This is a genomic window from Coleofasciculus sp. G1-WW12-02 (genome assembly GCF_040219735.1).
Classification (GTDB): Bacteria; Cyanobacteriota; Cyanobacteriia; order Cyanobacteriales; family Coleofasciculaceae; genus Coleofasciculus.
Window position 1 is genome coordinate 1 of sequence record NZ_JAVJRX010000131.1, and the last position, 22020, is coordinate 22020.

Below are 22020 nucleotides of genomic sequence, written 5' to 3' on the forward strand. Positions count from 1 at the left end.
GTGCAATGTCTGCAAACACATCAGGCGGACAAATCGTCACAAGTCTCGCTTCTGTTGTAAAAACTGTGGCTATCAGACTCACGCTGACCTTAATGCTGCTCTTAATGTCCGAGACGATTACATTCTCTCTTCTACCCAACGGGGGACCGAGGAGCAGGCGTCAGTCAATGCGCCCTATGTTTCGGGCGAGAGTAATCTCGCCTAGTTACAAGCCCCATCCCAAAAGTGGGTGGGGCAGTTGACTCCTTTCCTCTTCCCCTTCTGCCATCTGCCCTGGAGCCTTATCCCTAGTTTATATGAATCGATTCATTAACACCAGTAAAGTATTTCTGTCTGTTTACTATGCTCAGATGTTGGAATACAGGGCAGAGCTTTTTTTTTGGATACTTTCAAATAGCTTACCACTGATTCTTATGGGAGTTTGGATTAAGGCATCTCAGGGAGGGGAGTTTGAGCTAACACCGGAAGAATTTATGCGTTACTTCCTATCGGTTTTTATCGTTCGCCAGTTTACTGTGGTGTGGATGATTTTTGATTTTGAAAAGGAAGTGGTAGAAGGAAGACTTTCGCCTAAACTCCTGCAACCCATTGATCCTGTCTGGCATCATGTGGCAGGGCATGTATCAGAACGTTTTGTCCGCCTGCCTTTATCAGTTGTACTTCTAGGTTTATTCTTTTTCCTCTATCCCCCAGCATTTTGGCTACCGAGTTTAGGGAGTCTGCTATTATTTTTAGTCGTCACTACAATGGCTTTTGCCTTACGTTTTTTAATCCAATATACGTTTGCGTTATTAGCGTTTTGGACAGAGCGAGCCACTTCACTAGAACAATTTTGGTATTTATTTTATTTATTTCTTTCAGGAATGATGGCACCCTTGGAAGTCTTTCCACCCGCCGTCCGAGCCGTTGCGGAGTGGACTCCTTTCCCTTACTTGGCTCATTTTCCCGCCGCGTTGTTAGTTGGGCTACCTGTTAATATTGTCCAAGGAATTTTAGTGATGTTAGGTTGGGGACTGTTATTTTTTGGCGTCAATCGCTGGTTGTGGCGCAAGGGATTGAAGCAGTATTCGGGAATGGGAGCGTGAGACAGGGAAATTTTGTAGAGACGTTGCATGCAACGTCTCTACACCGGCAACTATTTTTGATCAAATTGAGCAACTGCATTCTGGAACGACTGCTGTAAATCCAGCCAAGCTAATTCTACACCAGTTTTGATATCTTCCCAAGCATCTTGGCTAGCCGCTTGGAGTTCTTCAAGTTTCATCTGCACTGCAACCTGTTTGGTTTGCAATTCCTCAATCGGGCTACTGTACTGAATCTTAGCATCAGCCTGAACTTGCGCTGCCTTGGCTTTCATTTCCTCAACCTGAGCATTTAGCTTGTCTAACTCAGCTTGCACATTTTGTCGGTATACTATCTGTTGCTGTTCGGGTTGGTTAGCCATAAGAATTCCTCGTTAACGTCAAAGATTTGCCTCAAAAAGGCTGGATACAACTATAAATGTTTATTCCTTTTTCATTATTGAGTGATTCGTCTGGCTGATGCATCTATCTCTTGAATGATATAATTCATTTCTGTCTTCTATCTAGCGAGGTAACTAAATTTTTGTAGCGTCTGATACGCTCAGTTACAATAGGGGTAACCTACTTGCCCCGATTTGTTTGCAGTAATTATTCAACGGGGAAATGGCAGAACAAGCTCTCGTGAAGGATACCTATGCCGATTCCTACAAAAATCGAGGTCGGAACTGGTGGAATAAGCTCACCGCTTTAATTGCATTGGCAAATATCCTGCTGGCGTTATTCAATCTCAGCTATATTCCATTGCGGGATGTTTATGTGCGAGAATTTCCTAAGATCGTTACAGTCTATGATCCGGTTAAAAGTATTGAGCCTCATCCAGATACCCAACGCTACCTCAAAACCGTTGAGGCATTAACCGTGCAACTCTCCCAGCAAGGATTGCAAGCACCGCCAATTGAGCCAGTATTACAAGAGTTGCGCCAACAAAGTAATGAGCTAATTGAAGAGAACCCATTTTTGGCAGCCAACAAGTTTGGTACATTTGCTAAACTCAAGCTGCGGATGCGGGATCATCTCAATACTGAATCAGCGAAGCAAGCCTTTTCGCAATTTTGGAGACAGGAGTATCTGGCGCAAGCAGGCTGGGAAAATGCCCTCTCATTCTTTGACAGCGAAGTTCGACCGCTACTAGAGAGCAATTATTTTCGACCCACGGATGAAAATGGTCAACTCATGGATAACTTCTGGCGTATTGACCTTTATTTTATCGCCTTTTTTGGGATTGAGCTTTTAGGGCGTACCTTCTTCATATCTCGACGCCAAGAGAAGTTGACATGGGGAGATGCTCTCTGGCGGCGCTGGTACGACGTGCTGCTGCTATTGCCCACCTGGCGCTGGTTACGGATTATTCCAGTATCCGTGCGATCGCATCAATCGGGGTTGGTGAATATGGAGCGCATTTTGGCACAAGTCACCCACGAACCAGCGGCGTACTTGGCGGATCGGGTATCGATGTTTTTAATGGTGCGACTGATTAATCAAACCAAAGAGTCCGTTGATAAAGGAGATATGGCGCGTGCTATATTGCAACCTGAAGCCTACGTCCAAGTTAGTGATATTAATAAAGTTGATGCCATCACCGACCGACTCTTAGAACTCTCTATTTATAAAGTCTTACCTCAAGTTCAGCCCGATTTACAGGCATTGTTGCATCATAGTCTCAAAGGAGCGCTGCAACAATCGGATTTTTACACGGGATTACAACAAGTACCGGGAATAAAAGCCTTACCGAAAGAGGTTACGGAAAACCTTGCTAATTATTTAGCCCAAGCCACTTATGAAGTCTTAGCCACCTCTTACTCTGATCTCAAAGGGCGGGAACTATTTGACCAACTGAGTCATAATTTTAAGTATGCCCTACGCAAAGAACTACAAGATGAGGCAACGCAGCTAGAACTTCAGTCGTTGCTCTCTGACTTGTTGGAAGAATTTAAGCTCAATTATGTGCAGCGTTCAACCGATGAAGATCCAGAAGCCACTTTAGAAGAAGCTGACCAACTACGTCAAGAGATGGAATCTCTCCCACCTCAGTAGTTCCCCACATTCTGCGTATCACGTTACCCCTACGCCCATAAGCGTCCCCGGCGGAATGGCTTATCAATGGATAATTAATAATTGATAATTGATAATTGATTAATTGGGTCTAAGACCTCTTCGTTTACGAAGAAATTAAAAAATATTTTCCTTAAATTCAATCCTATTCTTTTAAGGAGAGGTCAAGCTGGCTAGCATTTATAATAAAGTACTATAAAGGCAGCGATCGCGAGTGGTGACTATGACATCGACAAAACTCTCTCCTCAAGTAACAATTGCCCGCCTAGAAAACGGCGACAAACTCAACCGTTTTGAATTTGAGCATCGCTATTCAGCCATGCCTGATCTGAAAAAAGCCGAATTAATTGAAGGAATCGTTTATATGGCATCTCCCCTGAGGATTACCCAACATGGCGAACCTCATGCTCATATTATGCTGTGGCTAGGTTTCTACACAAGTTTCACTCCTAATCTGCAATTGGGCGACAATTGTACAGTTAGGCTGGATCTGGATAACGAACCTCAACCGGATGCCATTCTGAGAATTAAAGTAGGTGGACAATCAACGATAAGCGACGATGATTATATCGAAGGTGCGCCTGAGTTAATCGTAGAAATTGCGGCTAGTAGTGTTTCCATTGATTTGCACCAAAAACTCAACGTATATCGCCGCAATGGAGTACAAGAGTATTTGGTATGGCGAGTTGAAAACGGTGAATTGGATTGGTTTAGGTTACTCTCAGGAGACTACGTTAAAATTGAACCTAACAGCGAGGGGATAATTTGTTCAGTCGTTTTTCCTGGATTGTGGCTAGATAGAGCCGCGTTATTAGCCGGAAATTTAGCCAAAGTTTTAGACGTATTGCAGCAGGGATTAGCCCGTCAGGATCATCAAGATTTTGTTCAAGAGTTGGCATCACGGAAGTAGTGGGCAATACCCACCAACCTTAAAGAGCGTGCCATTCGTATTTAAGTGTTAATTTTTATAGAGTAGAAACGCGATCGCCATGGATTATCCCGATATCGATATTGCCCCCCTCATTGATCATGCCCTCCTCTCCCCCACGGCAACACCCGAACAAGTGGAGAAATGTTGTCGTGAGGCAGATCGATTTTCCTTTGCTACAGTCTGTGTCTATCCCGTATACGTCAAACTCGCGGCTGAACTGTTGCACAATAAATCCCCCAAAGTCTGTGCTGTGATTGGCTTTCCTAGTGGCGCTACCACAGCCGCCGCAAAACTCTACGAAGCCCAAGAAGCGGTAGAAAATGGCGCAACGGAACTAGATGTCGTGCTTCATTTAGGGGCATTAAAAACTGGGAACACCGATGCAATCTATCGAGAAATTGCCCAAATATGCGAGGAAACAGGGCAAACAGTCAAAGCTATCTTGGAAACAACGCTTTTAACCGATAATGAAAAACAACTCGCCGCCGAAATCTGCATGGATGCTGGGGCGCAATTTCTCAAAACCAGTACAGGTGGGCATGGAGGCGCAACGGTATCGGATGTAAAATTCTTGAAAGACTTGACAAAGGGACAGATTGGAATTAAGGCGTCGGGGGGTATTCGCACAATCGAACAAGCGTTAGATTTAGTTATAGCCGGAGCAACCCGATTAGGAACCTCTCGCGGGCCAGAATTGTTGCAACAGCTTGAGGCAAAAGACGAAGAATGACAAATGACTAATGACTAAAACCTATAACGCCACTGGAATTAACCTAAAAAGTATGCCGCTAGGTGAAGCGGATCGGTTAGTCACAATTTTGACGCCGGAGTGGGGATTAATTCGGGTGGTGGCGCCGGGTTCCCGCAAGCAGAACTCGAAATTGGCGGGTAGAATGGGTTTGTTTGTGGTCAATGAGTTACTGATTTACAAAGGGCGATCGCTGGATAAAATTACTCAGGCTGAAACCTTGGAATCCTATCCAGGATTGGCGAAGGATTTGGGGAAGCTTGCCGCAAGTCAGTACCTAGCAGAATTAGTATTGTGTCATGCTCTAAGTGAGCAACCCCAAGCCGAACTGTACGCCTTGTTCAATGAGCATCTGCGGCGGTTGGAACAGTTACCCCCCTTAAGCAGTAGCCCCACTGGATCGTCCCTAATTTTGGCACACCTTTGCCATGGTATTTTTCACCTATTAGCTTTGGCGGGGATTGCACCGCAAGTGCAACAGTGTTGTATCACTCAGCACCCGATTCAGCCTGATGTTACTGATCCGAATTGGCAAGTAGGGTTTAGTGTGGAGGCAGGTGGAACCTATCGTTTAGCGGTAGAGGTGTCTCAACCTGAGAACCTGTTCCATCCCCTAGTTAGCCGTAACCATGGTATTTCTCAATCCCCTCTGCCACGGTTGACTTGTAAGCTGAGTGCCGTTGAATTAACGATTGTACAACAGCTAGCGGCGGCTGAATTAACCCCAGCATCCCTAGACGCGATCGCTCCCCTTTGGGTAAAAGTTGAGCGTATGTTACGGGATTATGCTCAGTATCACTTTGGTCGTTCTATTCGCTCAGCCGGGTTATTAAACGCTTTGACGATGTCTGCCGAATTATAGGTTAATTCTCACACCGCCTACTATGAGCAGCGACTCGCCCCTACAACCTCGCCAACTATACCTGAATAGAGGTGAGCGCTGGGTGGTTGACATGAGATGATAGAGAAAGTGTAGTGTCTTAAAAAACTTATCAAACTATTTTAAGTGGACGATTCACCCATCGAGGTTGATCAGCCACAGCAGCCAACTGATGAGAAAGAATGCGATTATCTGAATCTGAATCCAAACGAGTTAACCAACATCCTGCTCAAAAAAAGTCATCTTCTGTGACTAAGCGCAATTATCGAGAACCTCAAAAGCCGCCATCTCAAGCAGAGAAAGTCCCGGCGAAAATGGCTGAACCTCCTGCTGAACCAGCAAAACGAGGGTTTGTACCTGTTCTGAAAAATGGTAATTTTTTAACCTTGTGGAGTGGTCAGGTTTTTTCTCAGCTTGCCGATAAAATCTATCTGGTGTTGATGATTGCCTTGATTGCTAGCCACTTTCAGGCGGCGGGAACCAGCATCAGTGGTTGGGTTTCAGCATTAATGATTGCCTTTACTATTCCGGCTATCCTGTTTGGTTCCTTGGCGGGGGTGTTCGTCGATCGCTGGTCGAAAAAGGCAGTACTCGTCTCGACGAATCTGCTGCGAGGTGTCTTGGTTTGGTCAGTCCCGGCGGTGTTATGGCTGACGACCGATTGGAGTCCCATCTACAATTTGCCCGTTGGCTTCTACGGATTGTTGATTATCACATTTTTGGTTTCTACCTTAACTCAGTTTTTTGCCCCAGCCGAACAAGCTGTGATTCCGTTGGTTGTCAAGCGTCGTGATTTGCTCTCGGCGAATTCCCTTTATACCACGACAATGATGGCATCGTTGATTATTGGATTTGCCGTGGGTGATCCCCTATTAGCCCTGACCGATAAATTTGTGGCGCAACTAGGACTTGACTGGCAATTTGGCAAGGAATTCGTCGTCGGTGGGGCTTATGCGATCGCGGGATTGTTGCTGCTACTGCTGAAAACGGGTGAAAATACTGAACCCACTGAAGGTGAAACCCCTCACGTTTTTGCCGATATCTGGGAGGGATTGCTGTACCTCAAACGCCAACGGCGCGTCCGCAATGCCATGATTCAATTAGTAATTTTATTCTCCATTTTCGCTGCCTTAGCCGTCTTAGCTGTACGACTCGCGGAAACCCTTCCGGGGATGAAAGCCTCACAATTTGGCTTCTTGCTGGCAATGGGGGGCATTGGAATGGCTGGTGGTGCAGCGATTCTGGGACATTGGGGTCAGCATTTTACCCACAATCGCTTGAGTCTCTATGGATCGATCGGTATGTCGGTGGCGCTAGCGGGTTTATCCCTGTTTACCCATAATCTCTGGATGGCGTTAGGAATGACCGCCTTGTTGGGAATGTGTGGGGCGATGGTGGGGATTCCCATGCAAACCACGATTCAAGCAGAAACCCCTGAAGAGATGCGAGGTAAGGTCTTTGGACTGCAAAATAATGGGGTGAATATAGCCCTGAGTCTGCCTTTAGCCTTAGCAGGTTTAGCCGAAACTTGGATCGGGTTAGCCCCTGTCTTATTCAGTTTAGCCATAATTGCGATCGCGGGAGGGTGCCTAAACTGGTATATTTCCGTTACAGGATCAGCGATGTTAACCCACGCTGACAAATAGAGACTCACGATTCAACCTGAATGCATATCGCCTGGATCGGAAAAAAATCACCCTTTTGTGGAAATGTCACTTACGGTCGAGAAGTTACCAACGCTTTACTTGACCGGGGATACCAAGTTAGTTTCCTCCATTTTGCCCAAGACGAAGTCGCCGCAGACTCCCTGTGGTCGGGCTGTCAAGAGGTGTCCCTCCCTTGCTTGTACAAATCCCAGGTTTATACAATTCCCTCACCCAAAGCCAGTAAGGTGCTCAAACAAGCCTTACAGCAACTCCGCCCGGATTTAGTCCATGCGTCTCTCACCTTGTCTCCCCTAGATTTTCTGCTTCCAGAAATCTGTGAAGACTTGAATTTACCCCTAGTAGCCACATTTCATCCCCCCTTTGATGGCAAACGCCGCAATTTAAAATCAGGTACCCAACTGTTTGCCTATCAACTCTACGCTCCGTTTTTGGCACATTATGATCGGGTAATTATCTTTTCTCAACTGCAACGGGATTTTCTGATGCGTTTAGGAGTTCCTCGCCACAAACTTGCTGTCATTCCCAATGGGGTTGATGTGCACAAATATGCTCCGGGCACATCTAATTTGAAAGTTCGAGTTGATGCCCAACGCTTATTTGTTTACCAAGGTCGCATTGCTACAGAGAAAAATGTAGAGGCTTTACTCAAGGCGTGGAAACAGTCAGAAATGGGCGCTCTCTGCAAGCTTTTGATTGTCGGAAGTGGACCTTTGGTGTCCACGTTGAAACCCTTTTATGACAAATACGATGGGATTCTCTGGTTAGGATTTGTGGCAGATGAACAGCAGCGGATTGACATTCTGCGAGCCGCAGATGTGTTCATTTTACCGTCGTTATTAGAAGGACTCTCCTTATCATTACTCGAAGCCATGGCTTGTGGTCTGGCTTGTGTCGCCACTGATGCGGGGGCGGATGGTGAGGTTTTAGAAGGTGGCGCGGGTATTATTCTCAATACCCATCGGGTCACGTCTCAATTGAATACACTTTTGCCCCTGTTACGGGATCATACCGAATGGACAACCCTCCTAGGACAAAAAGCAAGAGCTAGGGTTCTGGAAAAGTACACCCTAAGAGGGAACATTAGTCAATTAGAAAGCTTGTATAAAGAGGTGCTACAAGGGCGAGTTCAGCAGGTCAGCAGTCGGACTTAGGGTCTGCTGAATAAGTATTGTGGTGGGGGTAGGAAGCAGGGGGAGCAGGGGAAGCAGGGGGAGCAGGGGGAGCCGGAAAGCATTCTTAATGGGCTTGAGCTTTGAGTCGGATACTCATTTCATGGCTAACAACAACTTCACGATTTTGTCGCACCGGAATCTCAATAATAAACTCCGTTCCTTGTCCAGGAGTAGAGTGACATTGTAAAATTCCCTTATGTTTGTCTACAACAATCTGATAACTAATCGAAAGCCCCAAACCCGTCCCCTTACCAATCGGCTTAGTCGTAAAAAACGGATCAAATAACTTTAACTTCACCTCATCCGTCATCCCTGCTCCATTATCACGAATTCTCACCCGCACATAATCAACCGAGGACGCTTCTGTACAAATCCGAATTATCGGCAAAAAATTTGTCCCATTCCGGGCGACGACTTCCTCTAACGCATCAATCGCATTACCCAGGAGATTCATAAATACTTGGTTAAGCTGGGACGGATAGCACTCAACCGAGGGTAACTCCCCATACTCTTTCACCAATACAATCTCTGGATTGTGACCATTCCCTTTCAGCCGATTTCGCAATAAAAGTAAAGTACTCTCTATCCCCTCATGAATATCCATGGGTTGCATTTGGGCTTGATCCAGACGCGAGAAATTCCGTAAACTCAACACCAAATGACGAATCCGTTCTGCGCCAATCTCCATTGAACCCAGAGTTTTGGGCAAGTCTTTGATCAAAAACTCTAGCTCAATCGCTTGGGCGTGATCTTGAATTTCGGGTGCGGGTTCAGGATAATATTTTTGATACAACCCCAGCATTTCTAATAAATCCTCGGTGTATTCTTTGGCATAGTGAAGATTACCGTAAATAAAACTGGTGGGGTTATTAATTTCGTGAGCTACACCCGCGACTAATGTCCCTAATGTGGACATTTTTTCCGTCTGCACTAACTGTGTTTGATAGGTTTTCAGATCATGCAAGGCTTGCTTAAGTTGTTCTGCTTGCGCTGTGGCTAATGCGGCGGTTGTGCGACTATGAGCATATAATTCAGCTTGATCGATCGCACTCGATAGTTGATCAACTACCGAAACAATTAATTCAACCTCCTGTTCACTCCAATAGCGACTTTCCCGATAGTGTTCACAAACCACGACACCAATTTTATTACTGCGAGTTTGTAGGGGTACAATTAGCAGGGCTTGTAGTCCGTCATCGAGGAAGCGATCGCGACTCTTACCATTAAGCTGGCTATCGCTAGCAATATCGTCAACCCGTAGCAACGATTGCTGCTGAATCATTAACGGGAAATCCGGCAAAAGTTCATCCGCCGTGTTCCATTGCACTCCCCCATTCTCACTCAACTCTCCCGCCACTTCCATGGGTTCAAAACGAGGCGGGCTACTCTGGGGATGATACCACAAAAACTGGCAGCGATCGATATGTAATAAACAACAGATTTCCTTCACCGCCGTCTTCAAAATCTGTTCTAATTCCAAAGAACTGCGAATTTGACTAGACAAGCGACGCTTCAGCAGTTTTTCTTGATCTTGTAACTCACGAAATTGGGCTTCGGCTTGCAATAATTGGTCTTGAGTGCGTTGCAACTTTTCATTCGTCGCCATCAATTGCGCCATCGCTGCTTCCAATTCACGGGACTTTTGTTCCAGTTGGCAGCTATATTGAATCGATTGGGACACCTCTGCCAACATATCAATCACGACGGGCGAGATCTGATCACTTAACTTTTCAATTCCCAACCAAGGCTGAGGTTTAAGTCGCCCGACACTGGTAAAGACAATTTCAAATTGACCACCATCCAAAATCTTACCAATCCGGCAATATTTGCTCAGATGGTTATTCGTCTCAATACTAATCTTCCCTCCCGGCGTTTCAAACTGTTGCCCATAAGCCGCTTCCCGCACCAATTCCACATCAAAAGAACCCGCTTTTTCTACGGCTTGTTTCCATAGATAAACCTGGACATACGCCGACTCAATCGGATCACTGGTCACACGATCTTGACCATAACGTGCCTGGAAGTTCTGAACAAATTCGCGGTTTCTCTGAGTCTTAATACTTTGAAAATAACTCCAACTGGCATAATGACCCACCGCGATACTTCCCCCAATTCGGCGCAATTCCTCTTCAGCGACACTCACGGCTAAAATAGGAATTTCCGCCGCCGTGATTCCTGCTTCTTTGTATTGTTGATAAAAGGCTAAATTACTATCCCCATTCAAGGTATTGAAGACTACATCCGGTTTAGCTTCCTTGATCCTGGCAATCAAATCACCAAAGTCTGTCATCCCTAAAGGAACATAATCTTCCCCAGCTAAACTTCCCCCTTGTTGTTTAAGCTGCGCCTTAATTAACTTGTTCGCCGTTCGGGGAAAAACATAATCTGAACCAATTAGATAAAAGCGTTTCCCCTTATGTGCTAGCAACCAATCCACCGCTGGACCGACTTGTTGATTCGGGCAAATACCGGTATAAAAAATGTGGCGAGAACATTCGAGTCCTTCATATTCAACCGGATACCACATCAGGGCGTTAAGTTCTTCTAAGATCGGTAAAACCGCTTTGCGACTTGCAGAAGTCCACCCGCCAAAGATTGTAGCAACTTGATCCTGTTCGATTAGCTTTCTGGCTTTAAGGGCAAATGTGGCTGATTTGGACGCGCCATCTTCGATCACGGGTTCAATCTGATGTCCTAAGACACCACCCGCTTGATTAATTTCTGCGATCGCCATAAGTTCCGCATCCTTTAACGAGGCTTCGCTAATCGCCATTGTGCCACTTAAAGAATGTAAAATACCAACACGGATCGCCGCACCAGATCTGATCACTGACTGGTTGAATTCGCTCATTACTGATGTTCCCGCAATATTCTCCCGTTAAGTGCCTAAAAAGGGTAGAAGGGTAGAAGGGTAAAAGGGTAGAAGGGTATGGTTTTTGACTCAATCACGACAGGTATAATAGACGCACTATACAGCCGGACATGATGTCATCCTATCGTCATCTGGATTAATGATTCCATTTAAGGTTTCTCAATTCTCCGCCGTTTAATTTCAACGTTGGAAAGTGACAAAAGCGAAACACCCTGAACACGAATCCCTGGTACTAAATAAAGCTGTATAGCGCAACGATAGGTGAAATGCCCTATTTAGACAAACGTTAAACATCTGCCCATTGCTTTTCACAATGTCCCCTTGAATACTAACCGAGTTGACCGATGGGTAATTGTATCAATTTTTACCTTTAATTAAATCGGCGACAATTCTAATAATTAGTTACCAAAACTTTACAATATCTCACTCCCTGTTCCCTATTCTCTGACAAATGACGTAGCTTGCTTCTCCAGGGAAGCGAGTTTTGACGAAGGACAAAATTAATGCAAAACTTCCTCAATCTGGTGCTGACTCCACAGGGATTGATAAAGCCCCGGACGTTGGATCAATTCAGAGTGAGTCCCAATTTGCACAATCTTTCCAGCATCCATGACAAAAATCCGATCAGCCGTAGCTGCGGCTGAAAGCTGGTGAGAGATAAAAATCACCGTTTTGCGGTCAACCCCTGTGGAAAGATTCGCCAAAATTTTGGTCGCGGTTTGATTATCTACACTAGAGAGGGCGTCATCTAAAATCAGAATCGGCGCATCCATGACTAAAGCCCTAGCCAGGGCAATTCGCTGACGTTGACCACCAGACAGAGTAATTCCCCGTTCTCCCACCATTGTTTCATATTGTTGGGGAAAATTGAGAACTTCTGAGTGAATTTGAGCTTGTTTTGCCGCCTGTTCTATCTCCGGCTGTTCACTTCCCGGAGCGCCGTAACCAATGTTATTTTTAAGACTGGTACTAAATAAAAAGCTATCTTGGGGAACATAAGCGATCGCGGCTCTTAAATCAGGTAAGCGTATCTGAGTGACATCGTAGCTATCCAGAAATAACTGATTCGGTGCAATATTCAACAGGCGAGGCAAAACATTCGCCAAAGTTGATTTTCCTGAACCAATCGCACCGACTATTGCCACCGTTTCACCGGGATGAATATGAAAGTCAACGGCTTGGATGGCTGGGGTTCTGGCATCGGGGAACGTATAGCTGAGGTGTTGGGCTCTTAACTCTCCCTGAATCGGTTGCACAAGCGCCATTGCATCTGGGGCATTTTTAATTTTGGGTTCAATGGTCAAAATTGACTCCACTCGGTCAATACTCACCTCACCCCGTTGATAGGTAGTAATCGTGAATCCCAGTAAGGCGGTGGGGAAGACTAACCGTTCCGCATAAAGAACCAGGGCGACAAAATCCCCCACAGTAATCGCCCCCCTCGCGATCGCACCCGCTCCAAACCACATCAACAGGAGTAAGCTGATATAGGATAGGGCTTCAATCACTGGAAACAGGATATTGCGAGTGCTGGCTAATCCCAGATTTGCCGATAAAAGTCGTTGATTCAAACCTCGAAAGGCACGCCGTTCATTTTCTTCTTGGGCGTAAATTTTAATCAGGGAGATACCACTCATATCTTCCTGAACCAATTCGCTGAGGTTTGAGAGTTCTTCCTGAACCGCCTGTTGTTGAGTACGCAGCTTATCACTAAACAGGCGAACTGTGATCAACATGACTGGATAAACCGCCAGCGCCAAGAATGTCAGCCGCCACTCAATCGACATCATCACAGGTAGCGTCAAACCGTAGGCAAAGACAATATTGGCTAAACTCAACACCGCAAATCCGACAAGACGGCGGATATTGTCCACATCACTCGTGGCGCGGTTAATCAAATCACCCGCTGTATTCGTAGAGAAATAAGACGGTTCTAGGGTAAGCAGATGTTGAAAAATCTTTTGCTTGAGGTCAAATTCTACCTGACGCCCCACCCCAAAGATGAAGATACGCGATGCCATGCGAATCGCCCACATCAAGGATGCCAGGATAAAGATGAGTCCGACTAACTGCAACACCTGATCAAAGGCGAAGGCGATGCGGAGTTCCTCAATACTATCCCGAATCAGCAGGGGAATGTAGACCCCCACCGCGTTGACAATCAGCAGAGCCAGGATGCCTAATGATACCTGAGTGGTATGAGGGCGCAGATAGGCGAGTAATTTTTGGATACGAGAATTAGCCATGTTGAAAATCCTAACAATTTTTCGGCACAGACAATGGCTGATTTCTCGCGTTTAGGTGCCCAAAATAATCATTAGGGGCCACAGGATGAGTCCGAATAGCGCTAAGAAAGAAAGACTAAAGGTAATTGCCACACAGAGAATCGATGACAACCAACTCAACTGATGCACCCGACGGATGGCGATCGCCAGAGTCGCAAACACGCCAACGGTAATCGCCAGAGAGAACATAGCACCTAGGGTTTGAGACCATTGACTCGCCGCGATCGCAGGTGCAGTGAGGAGTAGGGGCCACAAGCCTTGCGCGATCGCACTCAAGCTTTCTCTACCATTCCCTTGTCCCCCGAACAATTGAGCCACCAGGTTCAGGGATGCTCCCAGCCAATACCAACCCAGCAATCCAGCAAACAGGAACAGCAAACCAAAGCCGAGGATACCCCCCACACCTAATCCCGCCGCACCTGCGGCGTTTAGCGCCATAATCAGTATGACAAGTAACCCAATGGCAATGGCGGCTTGAATGGGAGAGCGAATTTCTGAAGAGGGGCGGAAAATAGCTGTATAAAAGGAATCCAGCATAACAAGTAATCACAGTTAGCGGTCAAAATTAGTAGAGACGTTCCGGCGGAACGTCTGTACAAAGTCAAAAACAAACTATTCCATCACCAGTAACGGTAATTTGTTCCAGTCAATCCGCTGACGAATCGTTTGATACCCTGGAATCAACTGCTGCCAAAAAGACGAGAACAACATATCAAACGGTTGTTGCAAAAATCCTGAAGTATAATTGCGGACTTTCGGTTCGCCTTGGATATTCGCTAACTCCGCCGTTTTTTGCAGAGCATCATAGGAGTTCCCCAAGGAATCGACTAAATTGAGTTCCTTAGCGCCTCTCCCGGTAAAAACTCGCCCATCTGCTAGCGGTTTTAACTGCTCCATCGAGATTTCCCGAGCAGCGACAATGGCATCCAGGAATTGCTGATAGGAGTCCATAACAATCCCTTGCACGATTTGCCGTTCGTCTGATGTTGTCTCTCGAAATGGAGAGAGTATATCTTTATATTGACCGCTTTTAATATTATCGGTTTGCACGCCAATATTATCCAACAAGGGCGAAACATTTTGGGTGCGAACAATTACCCCGATTGAACCCGTTACCGATGCGGGATTGGCAACAATATGATGGGTGGAAAAGTTCTAAGTAGTCGGACAAAATAAAACGGTACTGTATCAAGTTCTGTAAATCGCCCTCAAACTCTTGACAAATGACCAATGACCAATGACAAATCATGAAACCACTTGATAATTAAAACTCAAGGTTGCCCAAGCATTCACATCCAATGCATACATATCAGAACCGATACCAAACTTATCTGGAGTAATGCTACTCGCTTGATGCAAGTCTTGTAGAATCGCCCGTGTGACTTCTAGGGGATTAAACAAATCGCCAACTCGTTCTCCCTCTCCCTTCGGACGCATGGCTGATTCTAATGCTGCGATCGCGCCTTTGAACGGAGAAGGGCTGCAAATCAGTTGCATTTCCGTCACGCCCACAGGACCTGGAACCGTCCAATTAAAAGATGCCGATGGTTTGGGCAGAATCAGAGTTTCTCCCGGTTTAATCGCGCCACTGAGGGGCGGGGAATTTTTTTGGGACTCTAATCCTTCTGGGGAAGGGTTTTGCTGATAAAACGCGATCGCACTGCCGCTACTTTCCAAACCCAATAGCAGGAAATACAAAGGGCGATCGCTATAATTTTCTAGACGATACTGCACCCGACTGCCAATCGGTAACCTTGGCATTGTTGCTGATCCCACAGATGGCACTGCATTACCCGCATTTTTCTTGGTTTTATCGGTACTCAACCCGGAAGCAGTGCGCCAGGTTTCCCGTTGGATGATTGTCTTAGTTTCCGGGGCGATCATTTCTAGGGACGCCCGAATTCCAAGGCGCGAGGAGCCTTCATTCGCACTCAACCGTAGCCATTTCATTGCCAATAAGGTTTTAAATTTGCCACTTAAGCGATTAACGGCTGATTTAACTGCCTCAGCCTCCTCGCCCAGACTATTAGGAATTGGGTTACGGACAATCGAAAAGAGTCCATAGCCTCCTTTAAACTTCGGTTCCGAGGTTTCTGTTGCCTGTTTTTTCCCTCTGCCAAACAAATAATCCGCCGTTTGTTCCCCAGCAACCACAACTGAAGACACTGAAGGAATACTGGCAAAGGCACTGGTTGCATCCACCCGTTCAATGCGTTCTAAGTGAGTATCTAGGGCAATAGTCAAACCCAAATTCCGGGGCAATACTCTAATCCGTTCGCGTACCAATTGACCGACTTGCGGTTGAACATTTTCCCCGCTATTCCCACTCAGTATACGTGCCTTGGCGGTTAACCCGTCTTTGGATCGCAGTTGGAGTTGCACCGATTTAGGGGCAGGTTGGGCAGGGTTATCTGTGGCTGGAGACTTGTCTGATTGCGACGGTGGTAAACTCAACAGTTTCTCATTGAGCAACTCTAGAACCGAATTGGGACTATAGTACTCCAGCACGGGTGCAGGTAATCCCGCTAACCATAGCTGTGCCACCTTACCATTCTCTTCAATCGCCGTAACGACTCCATCTGCCCCTAAGGGGGGATTGGGAGATAAGTAATAGGCAAGCAAGGAATTTTGACTCTTTTGACCGATTAACTGTGGCTGTTGATTATTGCCAACGAATTGATTCACAATCCCAGCCGTTCGACTCACGCTAATCTGAACACTGGTTGCAGCAGTGGCTTGCCAGAGATGCTGAGTTAGAGCATAGGTAAATAAACCCGCACTAAAGCCATTCCACTGCACCTCGGTTGCGGGTTGAGACGAACCCGCCGCCGCTAACACCAGTCCCGGCATTTCCATGGATTTATCTAGTAATTTCCAGGGTTTGGATGAGGCTTTGAGCCGCTGCACCAGTTGCTCTTGAAACGCCAGTTCATCGGGATTAGGCGCTGGGGCGGATTTACGGGGAGAAGAGCGGACTTTTAGACTCCCTTTGAAGACATTCACCGCTTGCGTATGACTGGTATCTAGAACTGTCGTCACCTGATCCGTCTTTAGCGATCGCAACAGCAACGCCAAGGTTTCGGCTAAAAAATCATTAGCGACGGGTTCGCCTTTTGTGGGTAATATCCCATCAACGGGTACAAAACTGTTCTGTAAGCTTACTGAAGGGTCTGCTGTCGCCTCCTGCTGAGGCATTTGCACCTGGCTACCATAACCACTGAAGTGGAAGACAACGACATCACCCGCCTCGGCTTGTTTGGTCAGATGTTCAATAAACGCGGTTTCAATCGTCTCACGAGTGGCTTGGCTATTCGTCAGCGTCACGATATCGTTAGCATTGAACCCAAACCGATGAATTAACAGTTCTCGTTGCAACTCCACATCCGTCACGCACCCTGCCAAAGCTGTCGTGCGCGGATACTCATTGATTCCCACCAGGAGTGCCAACTTACGTCCACCCGGTTGTGCCAGCACCTGAAAATAACGCTCCAACAGAGGCACGGCTAAACTCTTATCACCAAGGAGTGATAGTACCGTTTCACTGACTCCCAGTGCTGCCAGCCCCAAGCCAGCTTTTTGCAGGAAAGTCCGCCGATTCAGTCCCATATTAGCCATCTACGCTGTTAATCTCAGCTATCAGCCTACCAGGAATAGGTTAGCGCGTTGCTAGAAAGTTTTGAGTTTTCAAGTGTGTAGGGGCGGGTTTAGGGACTTTGCGCCAGCTATTGATGATAACGTTGGTTCAAAACCCGCCCTCATCTCCCAGACGTGCCATGGCAGACGTAGCATGCTACGTCTCTACATTGCTCAGATCTGTGGCGTCTTTCGAGACGACTCCGAGTTGAGATTCAGAAAGACGCGAATGCAGTGAGCCACTTTTTTGTAGTCCCAGAACGGATCAGCATCGGGGGTTATGGCTAAATGCTTACCCGAATCCAAAACCAGAGCCACTCGCTCTATCTGGCGATCTTTGGCATCTCTAATCGTTTCTATCGTTACATCAACAATCTCGGCAAGGGGGAGTTCTATGGTTGTACCATTGAGCAAACCCCGTTGCTTTAGCATCATGCGATCGCGCACTTTATCAAAGCTCAAGGTAACGACTTTCCCCTTATGCACCGCTACGAACAACCCCACCCCGATCAATAAACTGCCAAACAGATAACTAAACCAACGATCGTCTTGCTGAACGTTCAGGGATGCCTGGTTTTGATTCATAATAAAGGCATTAATTTCAGAAGCAATAGACTCTTGCTGATTACTATCGGCGCTGTAATTGGAGGTGAAGGGAATTTCTTCGCTTCCCGTCAACAGGACAACCCGATAAGTATCATTACTATCATTCTTCAGATTGAGATCAAGACTGACATCTCGTAAACTCTCTAAAGGAATAGTTCTAACCTCTGAGCCGACTAACCCTGACTTAACTAATTCACAACTGCCTGTTTTTGCCCCTCGCTGACAGGTTAAGGTTGACCCACTTTGAAAGGAAATTACCCCGACTCCGACGGCGGCGAGAATACAACTCAAAAGCCACAGTAACAAAGGTTGATGTCGAATAGTCAGTTTGAGGCGATTGTACTCTACGATATCCATGCGCTTCCTGCCTTTACCTGGAATTAGCCAACGAGCAGACTAATTTTTCTCTAGATAAAGCCTAGGATATCTTGAACACAGCAGTTTTTAGTTTAAACCATATAAATCTTAATGCCTTGAACAACGGCATAGAGGTTCCATGGCAAACATTAAGCACTGAAATATTTCGCTACGGGATGATAAGTAACGATCGCGGTTGTCGATTGTTCTGGATACAATTGTTCACTTTCGTCCATGTACAGGTTGATCCGATCGCACCCCAACAACTCCAGTTGCTTGTATTGATCCTGTATATTAGGACAAGCCGGATAGCCGAAACTGTATCGTGAACCTTGATACCGTTGCGCTAATATATCCCGAATTGTATCTGGTTCCTCACTCGCCAATCCTAACTCCCGGCGAATCCGGGCGTGTGTCCATTCGGCTAAGGCTTCTGCCATTTGCACCGCGAAACCGTGATAGTAGAGATAATCAGTATACTGATCCGATTCAAATAGCTGCTTGGCGTATTTAGTCGCAACTTCCCCCACCGTTACCGCCTGCATCGGGAATACATCGATAATTCCCGAATCTTTAGGCGCAAAGAAATCAGCAATACATAGACGCCGTCCCGATTTTTGTCGCGGGAACTTAAATGTGGCAATGGGTTCCCATTTCTCTGGATGGTTCTCACTCTCTTGATTCATCATCTCTGGATCAAATAGATGCAGAGAATTTCCTTCAGATTGACAAGGAAAATACCCATAAATTATTTGCGGATGCAATAAGTTCTCCGCTACAACCCGCTGTTTCCAGTCGCCGAGAATCGGATAAACCGTTTCTTCTAGAAACTGATTATACTCCTGACGAGATTGGTCTTTCGGTTTGCGGAACTGCCATTGTCCGGCAATTAGCGCCTGCAAATCCAGATACCACAATGCCTCATCCATGGGAATATCTTCCGGTTGCAAGATACAAGTTCCCCAGAAGGGCGGCGTTGGGCGGTTAATCTCTACGGTAATGTGTTCTGAACGGCGGGTATCTTCCACCTCTGGGACTGATTTTGTTGGCGTTTTTTTCTGCTGATCGGACTTACCATTTTCCGATGACTCATCGGTTCCATGGGGGACTTCTTCTGTTGTCACTTCATCTAAGAAGCCTTTTAAATCATCCCACTTTTCAGCAGATTTAGCGGGCATGAGTTTATCCATGAAGTGTAAGTCTGAGAAAGCATCTTTGCCATAAACGACTTTCCCTTGATAGGTATTCTGACAATCCTCATAGACAAACTTCGGAGTCAATGCTGCACCCCCTAAAATTACGGGTACGGTGATTCCCTGTTCATTAAACGTCTCCAGGTTATCTTTCATAAATGCCGTGGATTTCACCAATAGTCCACTCATGGCAATACAATCGGCATTATGTTCTTTATACGCCTCAATAATATTGTCTACGGGCTGCTTAATTCCCAGATTCACCACCTTATATCCATTATTGGTGAGGATGATATCCACCAGGTTTTTACCAATATCGTGAACATCTCCTTTCACCGTAGCAATCACCATGATTCCCTTGGCATTATTTTCTCCGTCTTCTTTTTCCATGTACGGTTCTAAATACGCCACCGCCGCTTTCATTGTTTCGGCGGATTGCAAGACAAAGGGGAGTTGCATTTGTCCGGAACCAAAGAGTTCGCCAACCACTTTCATCCCATCTAAGAGAAACGTATTGATAATCTCTAAAGGCGGATAAATTTCTAAGGCTTGAGCGAGACTATTGTCCAAGCCAATCCGTTCCCCGTCGATAATGTGACGCTTGAGTCGTTCTTCAATCGGTAGATTTTCATCCACCGTGCGATCGCGCTTCGTGGTTTTGCCTTCAAATAGCTGGGTAATCTCCCCTAAGGGATCATAGGTGCAAATATCGCCATCAAACTCGCGTTGATCATAAATCAGTTTTTGGCAAATCTCTTGATGTTCAGGTTCAATTTTCGCTACGGGTAATATCTTACTAGCGCTAACAATCGCCGCATCTAACCCCACCGCCATGGCTTCATGCAAAAACATGGAGTTTAATACCACCCGAGCAGCGGGATTGAGTCCAAAGGAGATATTAGAAACACCGAGAATAATATGACATCCGGGTAGTTCTTGACGCATCCGCCGAATCGATTCAATCGTCGCTTTCCCGTTGCTTCTGTCTTCTTCAATCCCCGTCGAAATCGGTAAAGCTAGGGGGTCAAAAAAGATCTCATGGGGTGGAATCCCATACTCTATAGCTTGACGATACGCCCGTTGCGCGATCGCGAATTTTCGGTCGGCGGTTCTCGCCATCCCCTCTTCGTCAATTGTACCGACAATCACACCCGCCCCATACGTTTTGGCTAACTCCAAAACTTTCAGGAAACGTTCCTCCCCATCTTCATAATTCGTGGAATTGAGGATACATTTCCCCCCCGCGACTTTTAACCCCGCCTCCATCTTTTCCCATTCCGTGGAGTCTAGCATCAGGGGTAAAGTAACATTGGTTACCAAACGGGATACCAATTCGTGCATATCATGCACCCCATCCCGTCCCACATAATCCACATTCACATCCAGGATATGGGCGCCTTCGCGTACCTGCACCCTAGCTAAGGAAACTAATCCATCCCAGTCTTCATTATTGAGTAGAGTGCGACATTTTTTCGACCCACTGGCATTTAACCGTTCTCCAACAATTAGGAATGAGTTATCCTGCTCATAGGGTTGGGTTGAGTAAATGGATGCGGCGGCGGGTTCGTACTCTGGATGACGTTCTTTTGGCGTCAGGGTTTGGGCAATTTCGGCTAATTGTTGGATATGTTCCGGGCGAGTACCGCAACAGCCGCCAATTACCTGTACACCCAAGTCTTCAATAAAATGCATTAACGCCATCCGCAGTTCCATCGGCGTCAATTTATAATGGGCTTGTCCCCCGACATTTTCCGGTAACCCCGCATTCGGGATACAAGACACCACAAACGGCGAATGCTGGGACAGATATTTTATATGATCCTTCATGCGATCGGGTCCTGTGGCGCAGTTGAGACCGAGAATATCAATGGGATAGCGTTCCAAAATTGCCAGCGCCGCGCCAATTTCGGTTCCGACTAGCATAGTCCCCTGAACTTCCACGGTTACCGATACCATAATCGGGCGGCGTTCCCCTTTTTTACGAAAGACTTCTTCAACCCCATTCAAGGCGGCTTTAATTTGTAGCACATCCTGACAGGTTTCGATAATAAATAAATCTACACCGCCGTCATAGAGTCCTTCGGCTTGTTCAGCAAAGGTAGCTTGCATCGTGTCAAAATCAATATGCCCCAGTGTGGGGAGTTTCGTCGTCGGTCCCATAGAACCTGCGACAAATCGGGGTTTTTCTGGTGTGGAGAATTCTGCTGCAACCTTTTTGGCAAGTTCCGCTGCGGCTTTATTCAGAGAATAGGCTTGATCGGCTAAATCATATTCTGCCAGAACAATCGAAGCCCCACCAAAGGTATCCGTCTCAATCACATCCGCCCCCGCTTCCAAGAAACGGCGATGAACCGTCGCCACGGCTTCGGGTTTGGTGTGAACCAGATACTCATTACATCCTTCATACTTTGCCCCACCAAAGTCTGCTGCGGTGAGGTTTTGGGTTTGGAGGTTGGTTCCCATGGCGCCATCGAAGACGAGAACCGGGCGTTGGGGACTATGGAGGCGAGTTAGGAAGGGGCTGTTCATAACTGTCTGGGCA

Annotated in this window: 16 protein-coding genes; 8 read left to right on the forward strand and 8 right to left on the reverse strand. The window is 46.5% G+C overall.

The window, feature by feature from the left end:
- On the forward strand, positions 1 to 205 hold a 205-nt coding region (locus RID09_RS21220; protein ID WP_446337902.1), incomplete at its 5' end, for a zinc ribbon domain-containing protein.
- Between the two features lie 91 nt (positions 206 to 296).
- On the forward strand, positions 297 to 1085 hold the full coding sequence (locus RID09_RS21225) for an ABC transporter permease (RefSeq protein WP_446337903.1): 789 nt from the start codon (positions 297 to 299) through the stop codon (positions 1083 to 1085).
- 50 nt (positions 1086 to 1135) lie between these two features.
- On the opposite strand, the gene RID09_RS21230 is transcribed toward RID09_RS21225, so the two are convergent.
- Entirely contained in the window at positions 1136 to 1444 is a 309-nt protein-coding gene (locus RID09_RS21230; protein ID WP_446337904.1) for a hypothetical protein, read from the reverse strand.
- Positions 1445 to 1685: 241 nt separating this feature from the next.
- Here RID09_RS21230 and RID09_RS21235 point away from each other — a divergent pair, with 241 nt between their 5' ends.
- The 6 genes from RID09_RS21235 (at position 1686) to RID09_RS21260 (ending at position 8511) form a co-directional block, all read left to right on the forward strand.
- Positions 1686 to 3116, forward strand: coding sequence for a hypothetical protein (locus RID09_RS21235; RefSeq protein ID WP_446337905.1), 1431 nt, complete (start codon positions 1686 to 1688; stop codon positions 3114 to 3116).
- A 241-nt stretch (positions 3117 to 3357) separates the two neighbouring features.
- Positions 3358 to 4044, forward strand: coding sequence for a Uma2 family endonuclease (locus RID09_RS21240; RefSeq protein ID WP_446337906.1), 687 nt, complete (start codon positions 3358 to 3360; stop codon positions 4042 to 4044).
- Between the two features lie 73 nt (positions 4045 to 4117).
- Positions 4118 to 4795, forward strand: coding sequence for a deoxyribose-phosphate aldolase (deoC, locus tag RID09_RS21245; RefSeq protein ID WP_446337957.1), 678 nt, complete (start codon positions 4118 to 4120; stop codon positions 4793 to 4795).
- A 10-nt stretch (positions 4796 to 4805) separates the two neighbouring features.
- A complete protein-coding gene (gene recO, locus RID09_RS21250) occupies positions 4806 to 5675 on the forward strand; it encodes a DNA repair protein RecO (RefSeq protein ID WP_446337907.1) in 870 nt (289 codons plus the stop codon).
- A gap of 200 nt (positions 5676 to 5875) precedes the next feature.
- On the forward strand, positions 5876 to 7339 hold the full coding sequence (locus RID09_RS21255; RefSeq protein WP_446337908.1) for an MFS transporter: 1464 nt from the start codon (positions 5876 to 5878) through the stop codon (positions 7337 to 7339).
- 20 nt (positions 7340 to 7359) lie between these two features.
- Entirely contained in the window at positions 7360 to 8511 is a 1152-nt protein-coding gene (locus RID09_RS21260; protein WP_446337909.1) for a glycosyltransferase family 4 protein, read from the forward strand.
- 85 nt (positions 8512 to 8596) lie between these two features.
- On the opposite strand, the gene urtA is transcribed toward RID09_RS21260, so the two are convergent.
- The 7 genes from urtA to metH all read right to left on the reverse strand — a co-directional run bounded on the left by urtA (position 8597) and on the right by metH (position 22007).
- Positions 8597 to 11383: an urea ABC transporter substrate-binding protein gene (gene urtA / locus RID09_RS21265; RefSeq protein ID WP_446337910.1), complete on the reverse strand. Its 2787-nt coding sequence runs from the start codon at positions 11381 to 11383 to the stop codon at positions 8597 to 8599.
- Between the two features lie 521 nt (positions 11384 to 11904).
- Positions 11905 to 13650 (reverse strand): ABC transporter ATP-binding protein, encoded by a 1746-nt coding sequence (locus RID09_RS21270; protein WP_446337911.1) that lies wholly within the window; start codon positions 13648 to 13650, stop codon positions 11905 to 11907.
- Between the two features lie 51 nt (positions 13651 to 13701).
- Positions 13702 to 14226: a YIP1 family protein gene (locus RID09_RS21275; protein ID WP_446337912.1), complete on the reverse strand. Its 525-nt coding sequence runs from the start codon at positions 14224 to 14226 to the stop codon at positions 13702 to 13704.
- Positions 14227 to 14301: 75 nt separating this feature from the next.
- The gene (locus RID09_RS21280) at positions 14302 to 14826 is read right to left on the reverse strand and encodes a S49 family peptidase (RefSeq protein WP_446337958.1); all 525 of its coding nucleotides are present in this window, start codon (positions 14824 to 14826) and stop codon (positions 14302 to 14304) included.
- A gap of 108 nt (positions 14827 to 14934) precedes the next feature.
- The gene (locus RID09_RS21285) at positions 14935 to 17304 is read right to left on the reverse strand and encodes a caspase family protein (protein ID WP_446337913.1); all 2370 of its coding nucleotides are present in this window, start codon (positions 17302 to 17304) and stop codon (positions 14935 to 14937) included.
- 192 nt (positions 17305 to 17496) lie between these two features.
- Positions 17497 to 18285, reverse strand: a complete 789-nt coding sequence (locus RID09_RS21290) for a hypothetical protein (RefSeq protein WP_446337914.1) — start codon at positions 18283 to 18285, stop codon at positions 17497 to 17499.
- Positions 18286 to 18434: 149 nt separating this feature from the next.
- Complete coding sequence (gene metH / locus RID09_RS21295) at positions 18435 to 22007, reverse strand: methionine synthase (RefSeq protein ID WP_446337915.1); 3573 nt, start codon at positions 22005 to 22007, stop codon at positions 18435 to 18437.
- Positions 22008 to 22020 lie beyond the last annotated feature (13 nt).